The 14,064-nt window shown below is 33.9% G+C and carries 19 protein-coding genes and 5 pseudogenes; 8 read left to right on the top strand and 16 right to left on the bottom strand.

Going from position 1 to position 14,064, the window contains the following annotated elements; genetic code table 11:
• Positions 1 to 19 precede the first annotated feature (19 nt).
• Positions 20 to 640, bottom strand: a complete 621-nt coding sequence (locus KXD37_RS18180) for a lytic polysaccharide monooxygenase (protein WP_106022534.1) — start codon at positions 638 to 640, stop codon at positions 20 to 22.
• A 450-nt stretch (positions 641 to 1,090) separates the two neighbouring features.
• Here KXD37_RS18180 and KXD37_RS18175 point away from each other — a divergent pair, with 450 nt between their 5' ends.
• Both KXD37_RS18175 and KXD37_RS18170 read left to right on the top strand, forming a co-directional pair.
• A complete protein-coding gene (locus KXD37_RS18175; protein ID WP_151175083.1) occupies positions 1,091 to 1,594 on the top strand; it encodes a DinB family protein in 504 nt (167 codons plus the stop codon).
• 206 nt (positions 1,595 to 1,800) lie between these two features.
• A complete protein-coding gene (locus KXD37_RS18170) occupies positions 1,801 to 2,019 on the top strand; it encodes a hypothetical protein (RefSeq protein WP_106022521.1) in 219 nt (72 codons plus the stop codon).
• Between the two features lie 148 nt (positions 2,020 to 2,167).
• On the opposite strand, the gene KXD37_RS18165 is transcribed toward KXD37_RS18170, so the two are convergent.
• The 8 genes and pseudogenes from KXD37_RS18165 to KXD37_RS18125 form a co-directional block, all read right to left on the bottom strand.
• The gene (locus KXD37_RS18165) at positions 2,168 to 2,680 is read right to left on the bottom strand and encodes a GNAT family N-acetyltransferase (protein ID WP_263463671.1); all 513 of its coding nucleotides are present in this window, start codon (positions 2,678 to 2,680) and stop codon (positions 2,168 to 2,170) included.
• Positions 2,681 to 3,048: 368 nt separating this feature from the next.
• Positions 3,049 to 3,210, bottom strand: a pseudogene (locus tag KXD37_RS18155) (N-acetyltransferase); the annotation flags it as partial.
• A gap of 314 nt (positions 3,211 to 3,524) precedes the next feature.
• A complete protein-coding gene (locus tag KXD37_RS18150; protein ID WP_223255286.1) occupies positions 3,525 to 4,271 on the bottom strand; it encodes a hypothetical protein in 747 nt (248 codons plus the stop codon).
• Positions 4,272 to 4,349: 78 nt separating this feature from the next.
• Positions 4,350 to 5,462, bottom strand: coding sequence for a DUF5677 domain-containing protein (locus KXD37_RS18145; RefSeq protein WP_263463670.1), 1,113 nt, complete (start codon positions 5,460 to 5,462; stop codon positions 4,350 to 4,352).
• A 35-nt stretch (positions 5,463 to 5,497) separates the two neighbouring features.
• The gene (locus tag KXD37_RS18140) at positions 5,498 to 5,662 is read right to left on the bottom strand and encodes a hypothetical protein (RefSeq protein ID WP_151175084.1); all 165 of its coding nucleotides are present in this window, start codon (positions 5,660 to 5,662) and stop codon (positions 5,498 to 5,500) included.
• 52 nt (positions 5,663 to 5,714) lie between these two features.
• Positions 5,715 to 6,083, bottom strand: a complete 369-nt coding sequence (locus tag KXD37_RS18135; RefSeq protein WP_106022517.1) for a hypothetical protein — start codon at positions 6,081 to 6,083, stop codon at positions 5,715 to 5,717.
• Between the two features lie 543 nt (positions 6,084 to 6,626).
• Positions 6,627 to 6,843, bottom strand: a pseudogene (locus KXD37_RS18130) (hypothetical protein).
• A 3-nt stretch (positions 6,844 to 6,846) separates the two neighbouring features.
• Positions 6,847 to 7,098, bottom strand: a pseudogene (locus KXD37_RS18125) (hypothetical protein).
• A gap of 70 nt (positions 7,099 to 7,168) precedes the next feature.
• On the opposite strand from KXD37_RS18125, the gene KXD37_RS18120 reads away from it, so the two are divergent.
• Entirely contained in the window at positions 7,169 to 7,348 is a 180-nt protein-coding gene (locus KXD37_RS18120) for a hypothetical protein (protein ID WP_106022516.1), read from the top strand.
• Between the two features lie 87 nt (positions 7,349 to 7,435).
• Here KXD37_RS18120 and KXD37_RS18115 read toward each other — a convergent pair whose 3' ends face one another.
• A complete protein-coding gene (locus tag KXD37_RS18115) occupies positions 7,436 to 8,059 on the bottom strand; it encodes a hypothetical protein (RefSeq protein ID WP_024571441.1) in 624 nt (207 codons plus the stop codon).
• A 501-nt stretch (positions 8,060 to 8,560) separates the two neighbouring features.
• Between KXD37_RS18115 and KXD37_RS18110 the strand changes: the two genes are divergently transcribed.
• The gene (locus KXD37_RS18110) at positions 8,561 to 8,791 is read left to right on the top strand and encodes a hypothetical protein (protein ID WP_127696872.1); all 231 of its coding nucleotides are present in this window, start codon (positions 8,561 to 8,563) and stop codon (positions 8,789 to 8,791) included.
• Positions 8,792 to 8,798: 7 nt separating this feature from the next.
• On the opposite strand, the gene KXD37_RS18105 is transcribed toward KXD37_RS18110, so the two are convergent.
• The 5 genes and pseudogenes from KXD37_RS18105 to KXD37_RS18085 form a co-directional block, all read right to left on the bottom strand.
• The gene (locus tag KXD37_RS18105; RefSeq protein ID WP_255004945.1) at positions 8,799 to 8,858 is read right to left on the bottom strand and encodes a hypothetical protein; all 60 of its coding nucleotides are present in this window, start codon (positions 8,856 to 8,858) and stop codon (positions 8,799 to 8,801) included.
• A 115-nt stretch (positions 8,859 to 8,973) separates the two neighbouring features.
• Positions 8,974 to 9,093 carry a UPF0715 family protein gene (locus KXD37_RS18100; protein WP_254518301.1) on the bottom strand — a complete coding sequence of 40 codons (120 nt, stop codon included), beginning with the start codon at positions 9,091 to 9,093 and terminating at the stop codon, positions 8,974 to 8,976.
• A 337-nt stretch (positions 9,094 to 9,430) separates the two neighbouring features.
• A pseudogene (locus tag KXD37_RS18095) lies at positions 9,431 to 9,576 on the bottom strand (XRE family transcriptional regulator); the annotation flags it as partial.
• 271 nt (positions 9,577 to 9,847) lie between these two features.
• The gene (locus tag KXD37_RS18090) at positions 9,848 to 10,324 is read right to left on the bottom strand and encodes a hypothetical protein (RefSeq protein ID WP_223257246.1); all 477 of its coding nucleotides are present in this window, start codon (positions 10,322 to 10,324) and stop codon (positions 9,848 to 9,850) included.
• A gap of 93 nt (positions 10,325 to 10,417) precedes the next feature.
• The gene (locus KXD37_RS18085) at positions 10,418 to 10,651 is read right to left on the bottom strand and encodes a hypothetical protein (RefSeq protein WP_106021718.1); all 234 of its coding nucleotides are present in this window, start codon (positions 10,649 to 10,651) and stop codon (positions 10,418 to 10,420) included.
• Between the two features lie 347 nt (positions 10,652 to 10,998).
• Here KXD37_RS18085 and KXD37_RS18080 point away from each other — a divergent pair, with 347 nt between their 5' ends.
• The 4 genes from KXD37_RS18080 to KXD37_RS18065 all read left to right on the top strand — a co-directional run bounded on the left by KXD37_RS18080 (position 10,999) and on the right by KXD37_RS18065 (position 13,025).
• On the top strand, positions 10,999 to 11,259 hold the full coding sequence (locus tag KXD37_RS18080) for a hypothetical protein (protein WP_081638323.1): 261 nt from the start codon (positions 10,999 to 11,001) through the stop codon (positions 11,257 to 11,259).
• Between the two features lie 324 nt (positions 11,260 to 11,583).
• On the top strand, positions 11,584 to 11,628 hold the full coding sequence (locus KXD37_RS24155; protein ID WP_372588338.1) for a hypothetical protein: 45 nt from the start codon (positions 11,584 to 11,586) through the stop codon (positions 11,626 to 11,628).
• Positions 11,629 to 11,761: 133 nt separating this feature from the next.
• The gene (locus tag KXD37_RS18070; protein WP_188323045.1) at positions 11,762 to 12,892 is read left to right on the top strand and encodes a tetratricopeptide repeat protein; all 1,131 of its coding nucleotides are present in this window, start codon (positions 11,762 to 11,764) and stop codon (positions 12,890 to 12,892) included.
• Positions 12,882 to 13,025, top strand: coding sequence for a hypothetical protein (locus KXD37_RS18065; protein WP_024121692.1), 144 nt, complete (start codon positions 12,882 to 12,884; stop codon positions 13,023 to 13,025). The genes KXD37_RS18070 and KXD37_RS18065 overlap by 11 nt, the downstream gene beginning before the upstream one ends.
• Before the next feature lie 28 nt (positions 13,026 to 13,053).
• On the opposite strand, the pseudogene KXD37_RS18060 reads toward KXD37_RS18065, so the two are convergent.
• Positions 13,054 to 13,941, bottom strand: a pseudogene (locus KXD37_RS18060) (DNA polymerase thumb domain-containing protein); the annotation flags it as partial.
• Positions 13,942 to 14,064: the final 123 nt, after the last annotated feature.

Raw genomic sequence — 14,064 nt, 5'->3', positions numbered from 1 at the left:
GTTCGATGGAGGTTCAACATCATTGTATTAGGTTTACATCAATTACGTTATAAAAGGCATTAGAGGTATCCGCAACGTCCCACACCCCTAAAATGACATGATAACCACTGCGATCAGTTGGTACATAAATCTTGTGAGAAAGATTAGTATCTGCCTTTGAACCATCGTGATCTACTGTTCCAATTAATTCAAACTCATCTCTTGTTAATGGTTTGTTTGGATTCCAATCTTTCTTGGTTATATAATAGTGCCACTTTGATGTTGCGTGAGGAGCAGTATAGTGCCAAGTAAAGGTGTTTAGACCTCCATGCATGTTTTGTTTTACCCACTGATCTGCAGTCTGCCTGTCTAACCCAAAGTCAATTTGACCAAAGCCTCCATTTGCCGATGCAATTTTTCCATCTGGCGGACCTCCGGCTGGAAACCCTTTAGGTCCTTCTACCGATTGAGGATTATCAACTACAGAACCATACTTTTGTGTAGCTGCTGTCCAACCAATTATTTGTTTTTCTAATGATCCCATGTACGCTCTACTAGCAGGTTCTTTTATATACCCGTGTGCAGATACATCACCTGCAAATAAAGTAGCACCCACACTTAGAACAGCAGTTAGAACAGCGCCTTTGATAAAACCCTTCATTACCAACTCATTCCTCCCTTTGCTGTAAATTTTTTCTCTTTCCTACTATAATAATTCATTATATGTCAGGTAAACTCCTTCTTTATTTTTGATGGCGTTACACTTAAAGAACTTCATACTTCCAAGCTCTTTTGTTCTTCATATAGCTTTTTAATGTAATCACAGATGGCGAACTCTTTTTCAATCTCTGCTTTAACACATATCATCTGCATTATTATTCAACCCAGCGGTATATTCTTAATCCCCTAATAACTAACAAAAGGATTTATTCAATCTTCAGTGGTAGCTAAAATTCATGTGACTTTGAAATAAAGTCGTGACGTCTATAAGAATGTTGCGATGCCTTCTTTTCCTCAGAAAATTCTTGTCTAAAGTTTTGTTCTTTTTAACTAAACGGGCAGGTATAATTAAACTATAAAAAGAAAACAAAACATCATAAGGAGGATTTTTGTGTTTCAAACCTTAGACCATTTTTTAAAATCTTGGGAGTTCGAAGCTGACGTTACACAGAAACTACTAAATAGTCTAACTGATGAATCACTTAAACAAGAAATAACTTCACAAAATTGGACTTTAGGCCGTATTGCTTGGCATACTGTTGCTGCCATTCGCATTATTACCTCAAACACAGACTTAACGTTTCATGCCCCTGCTGAAGATTATCCTGTTCCTACTTCGGCTCAGTTTATAGCAGACAGCTATCATCAAGCCAGTAATGCGTTTGTACAGGCATTAAAAACCCAATGGACTGATCATACACTTCAAGAACGTATCAACTTTATTGGTCAACAATTGCTAAATGGTTCACTTTTGATGTTTTTGATCCAACATCAAAATCACCATCGAGGACAAATGACTGTTCTTATGAGACAAGCAGGATTAACTGTTCCAGGTATTTATGGTCCAGCTAAAGAGGAATGGACAAAATTCGGTTTGGAACCCCCGCAAATGTAAGCAGCCTTTATAACGAAGTTAACCTATTACAAAATATAAAAGCATGTTTCGATAATTTTTTTTCAAAACATGCTCTTTCCTTTTGCTTTTGTTCATTTAATCAATGTTATTAACATCAGAAATAATATCTGGCATTTTTCTAATCTCCTTTTTGAATAATGTTTTGATACACATTAAAATGGGTAAAAATTTATCAGGTGATTTCTTTGAATAATGATCAAAAAGTTTCTCAATACTCTTCATTTATTTTTTCAACGATCATCGTGTTGCTGGTCGCAATCTTTCCTGAATACACTTCTTGGTTTGTGACTGTTTTCTTTTTGGGTTTTGCAATTATATATACTTTCCAAAAACATAAAGCAAGTTCTTATATTTCATATTTCTTGTTCACCGTTGCGTTGGTTTACACATTAGTAAATATATAGTTTTAATCCTCCTAGAATTGTCTCAAATAAAATGCCCTGCATTTAAGAATGTCTCCTGCCATTTCATTGTTTTATATATCATCGCTTATGTTCTAAATAGGAGATGGTATTTTGTTTGTATCGCCAATGTTTCTGCCTTCAATATAGTTCAATTCCACTCTTCCTCTAAAATAGCGTAATAATATTCATCCCACCATTCATTGCCTTTAGGAATACATTTTTTAAAAAAGCCTTCTCTTCTCATTCCAATCTTCTCCATAACTCGGTATGATGGAATATTCTCAGGTTGACACGTAGCTATAATCCTATGTATGTTCATTTCTTTAAATCCATATTCCAAGATCGCTTGTGCTGCTTCAGAAGCATATCCTCTATTTTGATAATTCGGATTAAACACCCACCCAATCTCATATGTATGTTCACCAAAATACTTATAAAAAACAATATGGCCGATAAGAAAATCTTCATCTTTTAGTATTACAGGAAATTTTTCTGCGTTATCACCTTTGTTTTTATTTACAAATGCTTTTGCATCTTCTTCAGTAAAAACCCCTTCTGGTATATACTTCATAACATTCATATCTGACGTATACTCATATACAGCTTTCCAATCTTTGAATTCAAATTCACGTATCAATAACCTTTTTGTTGTTATATGCATTAAAATAACTCCCATCAAAAATAATTTCACTTAATCTTTATTCGATATTAAGACAATAATAACCTCTTTAAATACTATCCTTATACAACAATCTGGGCCCCTTACAAACAACAAAGGGTAGGCGTCTCAGCTATATCTTCTTGTAGACTTCTGTGTACGCCTTTAATTGGTCACGTAAATCCTTGCTCTAATCGCTTGACTTTCCGGTTTAATGATTCGATAATCGCGTCTTTTTTATTTTCATTCATATCCCTTTGCAGCTTTCTTTTTCATTTTTAAAGCTCTTTACACAAAAAAGAGGCTATCCACAAAATGACAATTTCAGGGATAACCTCTTTTTTATCAATTTCTAATCAATCATCTAGCTTTCACTCCATAAAAGCTTCTGAATAATGAACGACACCTTGCACATCTTCAAGAGAATGATTTGCTAATTCCAGAGCCATAAACACTTCATCAGGCACCTCAAAGGGCGCTTTTATATTCCATAAGCTAGCTGGCTTAAAACCAAACTTCGGATAATAATCTGCAAGATTGCTAGTTGAAAGGGCTCTGAAAAAACTAAAATTTGACAATCAGGTAACTGTGGAATGTAACCGAGTCAGTCTCCAATTCAAATGAATTTCTTTAAAATTCTTAATTTATTTAAAACTCATTTATTTTTTAATTAATCAGTTAAGATTAAATTTATACACAAAAGTGTAAATACCTAACAAAAACCACAAGATCACAACATTTTTTCACAAAAAACTTCCTTTGTAATCAAAACAAAGGAAGCAGGATGTTTTCTATTTATAAAAATACAATAATGAAGAAAAGTTCGCCTTTTTTCACAATCAGTTTTTTATTGTTCGTCTGAAGGTGGCAGTAGGCTAGGCGGTAGTGATTCCTCAATTTCTTTTGGGAGAAGTGCTTTTACTGCTTCTTGCCCTATTTGTTTAGCTGCGGCAGGATTTCGTGAAGTCCAATTCATTATTTTTATCATTAGAGCAGTTGCCCATTTCTTTTTTGATAAGTACTCGACTTGTTCCTTTAATAATTCAACTTCATCATGTAGTTTTGTATATTCTTCTCTTGATTGATTCTTATTAGTTTCGTTTTTATTAATAGCTTCGTTATAAAGTTTTTCAAGTTGACTGAGTTTTTCTTTTAATTCATTAGCTTCTTTCCTAGTAAAAAAGGTTTCTACATCTTCTTTAAATTTCTCTCGAACCAAATTTTCAAGCTCAGCTAATTTTTCTTCTGTTTCCTCAGCTTGTCTTCCTAAAATTGTATTCCTTATTTCCTTTCGTAATGCATTAACCCATCCTTCGATGCTGTCTAAAAGATCGTTAGAATTCATATTATGTTTATTTTGAGTTAAAACTACTTCACCTGGACTATATTGGCTTGATATACGAGAGCCCTCTCCTTCAATTGTTGCATTGTAATAATAATCATCATATAAATATTTAATATTTAAGTTTATTCTCCTTGCCTTCTGTTCTTGTTGAATAATATGAAAGTCATCTGAAGTTATTCCTTGGTTGTTTAGTCTGTTTCTGATTTCGGTTAAAAAACTTCTATTCAATGTAGTAGCCAAAATGCTCACCTCAAAAAACTTTAGTTGAAAATATAATACTATATTTATCTAATTTTTAGTCCTAATACGGGCTTTTGCATAAAACAATTATTTTATTTTGTTATTTTGTTCTTCATTAACAATTTCATTTTGTATCTCGTCAAAAATCGATTTACAATCATCCAACATTTTTTGCAGTGTAGCTCCCATTATTAAGCTGTCCAGGTTCGGTTCTAGTAAAATTAAACTTGTTGTAATTTGGCTTAAAGATATTCCTGTGAGCTGTCCTGGCAAAGATAAACCGTAATTTGAAGCACCAAAAAGAAAAAAAGAATCTTGTTTTACATCATTGAGTAAAGATAGACTTTGGTACATACCTTTAGGGCTTACATGGATTTGAGAATTAGCTTTCTTATAGTACATAGTTAATCTATCAATCCGAACCAATTTTTCAAAATCAGAAAAGTAAAGTTGTCTATTATTTATGTTGGGGAACAAAGGTTTTGCCCAATTATTCGGCTCCTTAAAATCTTCCCCATATTTTTTTAGTATTTCATTTTTCTTTATTCTAATTTCTTTTTCTTCTTCCTTCGTAAGTGGATCCAAATCTAATACCTTTGTTGCTATTTTATATGTGTTCATTTCCCTTATACTTTCAATGGAGCTATAATCAAGAAATCTATTGACCAATTCGTACGTAAAGTCAATATTCTGATAATCGTAAGCTAATATTTTAAAAATCACATTTAATTCATGTAAACTTCTCCACCTTGCTAGTGCCCCATCTGAAAACCCAGATTTTAATAAACGTAAGATTTCTTTAGCTAGTTGTACACTTTTTGAGTGCAGTTTAAAAAGAACCTGAAGAATTAACTGTCTTTTTTTATCCTCATGCTCTTCTACATAAAATTCATCCAGTAAATCTACAGATATCTCTTCACAAACCTTAATGATACCCTGCAATATTAAAAATCCCTGATACCATCTTCTATGTAATCGAGATTCAAACTCTTCAGTTATTAACTCCTCTTCTCTAGACATTCTAGACATGTCTGTTTTTAAATCTTCATATAGTATATTTGATAAACTTTTTGGGGCATTTAGATAAAAATCATAAATTGTTTTATTTAATTTTTCATCATCGATTTTTTTTCCTTCTTCAAGCATTTCTTTAAAAATATTCATCAAAGTATCATCAAATAATTTTTGATATTTATTCACTCTTACACCTCTAATACATAAAAGGATTCATTCACCTAAAAAGCCTTAAATACTGAATTAAAGAAAAACAACAAAATAATGATTGCTAGTACAATAACAATCTCAAAAGTATGTGAACTTGCATCTTCTTTATCATGTTCAGTCTTATCTCTCATTTGCTCCCTATATTTCCTTTGTATTTCTTCTTTTTTCTTATTCATCTTACTCGACCCCTTTCAAAATAAAGTAAAGTCAAGCAATTCTGAATTATTTTTATTCCTTTCTTTTGACTCTTAATTTAATCCATTCTTCATCATCAGAATATGGTTTTTTGGTTGTTCTATACCATCCGTTAAAATGAGCAACTAACTGAATCATTATTTTCTCAGCTTGACCTTTAGAGTCCATACCTAACTGCGTAAAACCATTTTTACTACTTAGCGGATCTCCGTCCCCTGGCTTATCAAACTGTATAAGAGCTATGTAGTATCTCCTTAGTCTGCGCCAAAAGGTTATAGAGCCACCAAAGTGATTCCGATAGTGATTAACATTAAGCTTTGGTTTATAGCCCTTTGACTTTAAATATTCGGCAATTTCTTCAGCGCCAAATTCTTGACCTATTTGACCTCTTTCTTTAAGCACATTCTAAACCCCACTCATAATAAAGTGATTATTTTATTACTATTATACTACAATTTTCCATGGTCAGACTAAACCAAAAGCAGTCTATTCAGAACTGCTCCTTAGTGTTTTTAACCTTTTGGGTGTTTATTCATATAATGTTGAAGTACTGACTGATAAGGAGTGAAACATATGAGATATTATCCGACCCATAGTTTAATGAGACAACAACCACAATCCCCTCCACCGTCTTACGTACCACCAAAACCCTATCCTTCACATTATTTAGTTGACTGTTTAAATAATTACACTTATGTTTGGTTGGTAAATGGTGAGGGATTTTGGTTTTACCCCACATACCTCCAGTATGGTGAAGTTGCAGGATATAGATGGAACGGTACTTTTTGGACATTCTATGGATTTGATGAAAGATTAATTGAAAGAGTTGCGTGTTATCCGATTCCTACTTTGTATTAACAAAAAGCCCTCTGTGGAAACTTAAATCCACAAGGCTTTTTCATTTATTGTGACTCATCTTTTATCTGGTGCACATTTATTAAACTTTTAGCGTGTCACCACTTGAATTTTCCCTTACCTCACATTGCACATTACACTTCGTTTTGAGCTCGCTTGCAACCTCAATGACTTCATACATTGTTTGCAATTTAGAAGCGCCGTGGAGGTCGCTAGATGTCAAATAACCGTCCTCATCTAATTTAAATGATTTGAAGTATTCCTTGTTCTCAAACTGCAGTACATAAAAATAATCAATCAAAGGCATAAATCAACCTCTTTTAAATAATTTTGTAATCCTCATAGCTAATGGCAGTAGCCCCATTAACATGTAAAAGGCAATAACGTTAAGCTTATTTTTGAAAAACAGGCTGGCCAAATTCCTTTCCATGCTCGCTGCTGTTTCTTTATCCATGAGTCCTTAAAATACTTCATCATAGACCTGATCAACAAAAATAAACTTAATGCCAGTCAATAATCCAACTCCAAGCCAAATAATTAAAGAATAAGCTAATCCAATCATTTGTTCCCTCCCTATATCGAACGAAATTTGCTATTCTTGAGTATGTTGAATAAATTATGTGGGTGATCTTGTGGAAGAGAAGTTGGAAACAAACGGGTATGATACTTCAATCGTTTATGATTACAAAGAATATCCAGATACAAAATACGGACGCTGCGACAATTGCGATTACACACTCTTCAAAAGCTCTGTGAAGAGTGGAATATTCTTGCGTGAATGCCGGTGCTGTGGGATGAAAAAGAGCATTTAGGTTAATTAATTCCAGTGTATGTATAATCTAAAGACATTGAGGTCAAGCCCTACAGTTATTTTTCTATAGGGCTTTGAAACTGTTACATTAGTAGCTTTCCTCTGTGTCGATTGAAGTGAAAGGTTCTAACTCAATGGCCTCATGTACTTCTGGGAAAAGATAAATTTCTCTCTGTTGCCCTTCACTGTATGCTTTAACCAATGGAGCAATGGCATCTGACCATTTTTTAAATTCCGTAGGGTTTATTCTTGGAGTAGGAGTGTAAGCGTGATGAATTGCATACGCAGTTGTTTTATTTAAAACACTTCTAGGAATCATTTCATACCATGTGTCAGTTCTATTATGTCCTCCCAACGCTGTACCATTTACACCATACCTACGTGGAGCTGTTGCATACAGAATGTTCCCCCTTGAATCAGTTAAGAAAACAACTACTGTGCCGGTGAACCCTTTCCACTTTTTACTAGTCCATGTTTTAGTGGTTGCATCTAATCTTCCACTTGAGGATATAATAATATTGGTTGCCATTCGTCTATGATCCCCTAATTCTGTATGCTGTGAGCCCCGTAAAGGAAATGTCACACGCTCATCACTTTCAATACTTTCTACGTAAGGATTAAAGTTTAAGTAATCATTTCTGTAGTCAAACGATACAGGATACATTGCGTCGTCCCAATTTTGATAGAATTTTTGGAATTGATAATTATACACAACAAAACACCTCAGTAAATAATTTAGGTCAATGACCAAAATCAACATATTCAGTTAACTCGAACAAAGTTCCTAAATATTCACAATTAAATATGACAGTGTAGGTTCCTTAAAGATCGCAACCTTAACTCAAGAACTGTATAATTTATCTTCCTCTCATTATTTTTAGGTATTTATAAATGTTTTCAAATGTAGCTTATAACTCACTTATTTTTCTTCATTTAAATTTCAGGAATTGTTCCATAATCAAAATAAAAATATCTTCTGTTGGCTTTTCTTATATACTTACTTTTCTTGTTTGAGCTCTTTCTTTTTATTCCTTTTGTAACCTGCATAAGAGCCGCCAAAAATAGCTATAAACATGGCAATCCAAATAAAAATGTTCAAGGCAACTTCCCCAATTTTAAATAAAACACTTCTTTTATCTTGATTCTTTATGCTCTCGGATTAAGACACGTAATCGTGTTAAGGTTAATTCATGACTGCATAAGGAGTGATACCTTGCTAAAAGTTGCAAAAATTTCGGTTTCTTGCATTGCATTAGTCTTGTGCGTATACTCACTGTTTAATCAAAATGAATTATTGTTGCTGGTTGTTCAATTGTTTGTTGCAGCACTTTTATCAGTAGTCGGAATTGAAGCGATATTAAGCAAACAAAAACTGTCTGGATATTTATTGTTTGGAACAGCAGCCTTCTTACTTGTTGTAAACGGTGTGAAATTCATGATTTAAACTTATTTTAATTCCGTAAGAATATAGAGTCCCAGAACCAATAAATGAAAGCTGCAACAATGCTCATAATGAAATAATTTAAGCTTTTTAGCACAGCAAGCAAGAGCACTTGTTGGATTAGTCACAACAAAGAACGATAACGCAGCTACAAAAGCTATAGCTGTGTAGATAAAAAGATTAATTTAAACTTTTTTCCTCTTTTTCTCAGCAGCACTTGCAAATTGCAAAGGGACAGCAAACACCAAATAAGTGATTAAAGCGTAAAATCCTATGATGCCAATAGTGACTAATGCGATTGCCATAAATCCAGAGTATAAAAGATTGAGCATTATTCAACCTCTGAAAATAACCACCGCGTTACGAAATAATTCATATCATTAAACTCAAACCATAAATTCTTTATCCAAACGTCTCTTAAGCTTTGTCTCTTTATGTGAACTCTTGATAATAAATTCTGTTCGGATCTGTTTTCACCTGGTTTGTTGTACTTAAATGTTCCTTTTCATACATCCTCCATTAAATCAATATCATTTTTCCACCTTGACTATCAGTAACCCATTCGCCGTTATATTTACATTTGCTCACTGTCCTAGAAAACTTGTAATTCTTTCCCAACCTTATAACTTTAGTTTACCATTATTATCCTGAGTGATCGATATGGTTATGATCTTTTTGAAATAGCAACAACTCATGCAGCTCAATGTTTAGGTATGTGAAGAGTTATCTAACAGCTCTCTTGGGTACCGCTCCATTTCATACCTGTATAGCTTTCTGACAATCGCAAAAGTGATCAATTCACGATTAAAATGTCTATATCAAATGGTGTTTTTATGTAAATTTAAAACAAGCAATAAACAAATAAAAACTGCCTCTATTGTTATTTTTCGTAATAATAGGATTTGACCCAATGATAATTTCTACCCTTATTTTCACACCATTCAATAAATCCCTTTGATTGTTTTTCTGTAAACAACACCCAGTCATTCAACAGATCTTGATAATAGTTAAGTGCTTCGTTATTGTTATTTCTTGTTTGTTGACATTCTACCTTGTTGTTTAACTGCCGTGACTTAGTAATAAGTGCTGTATCTTCTTTAATATCGCCAAGATACAAATCTTGGATATATAATGAAATGAATACCAAAGGGCGTTCAAATTAATATCGATTAGCGTTAATAAGGATAATTGTTCATTGCTGCCACCAAGTCTAAGTGCATTGTATAAGTAATCGACACGTTTAGCATTTAAAAACACGCCATACCACCTATGTGGTCTTGGATCTTCGGGGTTACTCTTCATCCATACCTCAAGTAAAGGCTTTAAAAGTTCCTTTTCCAAAGGATGAACGAGTGTATGATGAATATCATCTGATGTTTCAAATAAAGCAAATAGCCAACAAGCAAAATTCTGTTGTGCATTATGATCCCATGTCTTTGCCTCATCAATAAAGGAAGATAATGGTTTAAAGGATTCCTTACGTAACCCTTTTTCTTTGAGAGAGCAGAACTTTTTAAATAATGGATATTCATCCAATCTGTCACTTTTCAATATATTAGTTAAGATATTTACTATTGTTCACATCTCTCTTTGTTTAGAATAAAATACATGTTTTATACAGAATTGATACTAATAAAAATCTCCAAAAGGAAGGCTGTCTTTGAATAAGGATTGGTGAACTGCGATTACTTCTGAATCATTTTCTTTCTCTTTTGCCTCTGCTTTAGTTAGAAACATTGTATTTTGATAAATGTAATGAACCTCTGTTTCTGGTATCAGATCAGCGCCACTGTCTACATATTCATATATCCAATCTAATGCGGAAGCCTCACACTCTATATCTTCCACCGCTTCTGAAGACAATTCATCATTCTCCTTGATGTCCTTTAGATAACTTTCCAGGTCATAAGATTCGCCATCTTCAGGGATGTAAACAGAACAGCGTTCCGCATCATCATCATCTGAAGTCCTAATTCATTTATAATCTCCTATAAACAAACCGCGGTGCAGCTTGAGAGCCATGATCCTGCGTTTTCAATTCAGTTTGGAGGTCTTTCAAAAGCTGAATATCTTGATTCATTCGTTTCCCCCTAATTTGTTTAAAACCACGATTTTGAAAATAAATAGGCTTTTATGATCCTTCATTCACTTCCAAATAAACTCCAGATATTGCATAATAAATGCATAATATGTAAATGGAGTTGATATAATTGAACCCTCGAAAAATTTTATTGAGTTCTGCTTTAACATTCGGCATGCTAATATCCGCTGTTCCTGCCTTGGCAACGAATGTTTCATCTGAAGTTGTTGTGAAAAATGATGAATATGAGTACGATACCATATATCAGCTTAGTCCCATACCAAACTTCAAGCCTTCTCTTGAATACAATGGTTATACTTATACTCTTACAAATTATTATTTTGATTACTCAATAGGGTTTTATAAGGCTATTTATACAAAAGTTATTTAAACTTATAAGGGGCTTTTTAGCTCCTTTTTCTTGTTTTAAGCAAGGTGTTTCTTCCTATGTGATCTTTTATGTATGAAATCAACCGTAATATCTACTTTTGCTGGTTCCTTCTTTTCTGTTGCGCTGAGTAATAACAATCACTTGGCTATATTTTGATTCCTCAATGATCTCGACTGATTAACCCTTAGATGTAATATAAGTACTAGGATCGTGTACGATATACGACTTGACGGTATTAGGTGACAATTTGACAGAGAAATTTAATGCACTTCTAACTTTTTTAACTGCAATGGGAATCATTGTTGACCCGACAACTCTCAAGGTATTTCTGATAGTGAACAAGCAATGGATTATGATTCACCGAGATAAAACCCCTACCCTTCTCTTAATCGAGGAGGGTATTTTTTTCGCTTTTTAAGAAAACGTTAATCTTCCTTAAACACTTAAATATGATAAAATATTACATATTTAGTCTATTGGATACATAGAGGGAGGGATTTCAATGGAGCAATTAATTCCGTCATCCACGGTTGGAGTTAAAATCAATGAGTGGTATAAATACATACGGATGTTCGCCGTTCCAGATGCTGAGATATTAAAAGCAGAGGTTGAAGAAGAAATAAAACATATGAAGGAAGATCAAGACTTATTGCTGTATTATTCTCTAATGTGTTTTCGTCATCAGCTAATGCTGGATTACCTTGAACCTAAGTCATTGAATGAAGCACGTCCTAAAATTTCAGACTTATTAGAAAAGATCGAAAGCAGCCAAACAAAGCTTAAAGGTGTCCTGGAATACTACTGCAATTTCTTTAGAGGAATGTATGAATTTGATAAGAAGGATTATATAAATGCAATAAGGTCATATAAAATTGCTGAGAAAAAGCTCGCTTTAGTAACAGATGAAATTGAACGAGCTGAGTTTTATTTCAAAATGGCTGAAGTGTATTATCACATGAAACAAACCCATGTATCAATGCACTATGCTGAAGCAGCCCTTAACATTTATAAAGACCAAAAAACTTATACTGTTCGCCGAATACAATGTGCATTTGTTGTAGCAGGCAACTTTGATGATCTGGAAAGTCATGAAAAAGCAGTTCCCCATCTTCAGAGAGCCCTAAAAGACTCAAAAGCCATAAACAAACACAAACTAATTGGTGCATCATTATATAATTTGGGAAACTGTTATTATAAGATGAAAGAGTATGACAAAGCTGCTGAATATATTGAACAAGCAGTTTCATTGTATGAAAGAGATAAAAGCGATCTCCTCCCTCACACGTTATTTACGCTGACACAAATTCACTTTAAAATGAAGGATATTGAAAAAGCCTTGGTTCTTTACAAAAAAGGAAACGAGAAAGCAAAAGCAATAAATGACGATGTCTTAATTGCTGAGTTTAATTACTTAAAGGCTTTATATATCGACTCTATAGATAAACGCACAGTTTTCCGAACTTTTTCTGTACTTAAAGATAATGTTATGTATCCAGATTTAGAGGAATTAGCACTCGACACGGCTAATTATTGTAAGGAGATAGGGCAATTTGAAAACTCAACCACCTTTTTTGACGTCATGGTGGATGCCCGAATCCAAATACAAAGAGGAGAGTGTTTATATGAAATTTAAACTTGCATTAGCCACCTTGTCAGTTGTCGTTGGATTAGCAGTGTTTAGTGGCTTTTCATCCTCGAATGACCAAGAATTCCATGAAGCTAAAAGGAACATTACTTCTATTCAACCAACCAAGTTTTTTGTTTAATGTTTAGCCCTTCTCATTGAGAAGGGTTTTAACTCTTATGTCCACCTGTTAGCCTAGCTCTGTGAAGTGCTGTCCCTGCAGGTGTATAAGAAACTGCTCTCAGAATCGCTTTCGATCCGTATTTGCTTCTAATTCCATCCATAACGAATCCAAGCTTTCTTCTCTTTTTATTATCCACTTCAAATAAACTAACCTGCTGATTAACATCACCCTCAATATTTGATAGTGTGACTGAGATATTACTCACTGTTTTACCCGAGTAAAACTTATAAAAGCGCATCAAGCAACATTCATAAATGTCCATTGTGATATTTGTGGGTAGATCAATTGTTTTGGATCGATGAAAACCACCGCCAAGCTCATCTTTACTGTAACCAATTCCTAGGCTAATTGTTCGACCAACTTTATTATGTGCACGTGCCCTTCTTGCGACTTCCTCACAAATCTCCAGAAGAACAGCCTTAATCTCTTCTTTTCTTGTGTAATCCCTCATTAAAATTTGACTCTTACCAAAACTAATCTGACCTTGCATCAACGGAGCACCTATTTCTGATAAATCAATTCCGTGAGAGGTAGTACAACTGGTTTCCCATTATTCCAAACTTCTTTTCAAGCAGCTCTAAAGGAAATTTAGCCAACTGACCTACAGTTGATATTCCCATCCGATTCAGATTTCTTTCCATCCTCCCTCCTATTCCCCACATTTTAGACAGCGGGTGAACCTTCCAGAGTTTATTTGGTACATCTTCATATCTCCAACGTGCAATACCACTCTTTGTTTTCTTACTCTCCAGGTCAAGCGCAAGCTTACTGAGTAACATGTTATCTCCAATGCCTACTGTGCACATTGGCCAAATTCTCTCCACATGCTACTTTGAATTGCTTTGACCATTTCTTCAGGATCTTCTTTTTCTGCAATGCAGATTTCCCACGCTAAGCAATTATTACATAAAAAAGCCGGATCCCCACTCTATGGGGATCCGACTTTACTTATTGTTAGAGTATTATTTTTTCATTTTTTTATATTTCATCGATTCTC

This window comes from Bacillus sp. XT-2 (assembly GCF_025696525.1).
In the GTDB taxonomy this organism is placed as follows: Bacteria; Bacillota; Bacilli; order Bacillales; family Bacillaceae; genus Bacillus; species Bacillus halotolerans.
The sequence above is the reverse complement of the archived record's forward strand: the minus strand, read 5'-3'. Positions and strand labels throughout refer to the sequence as shown.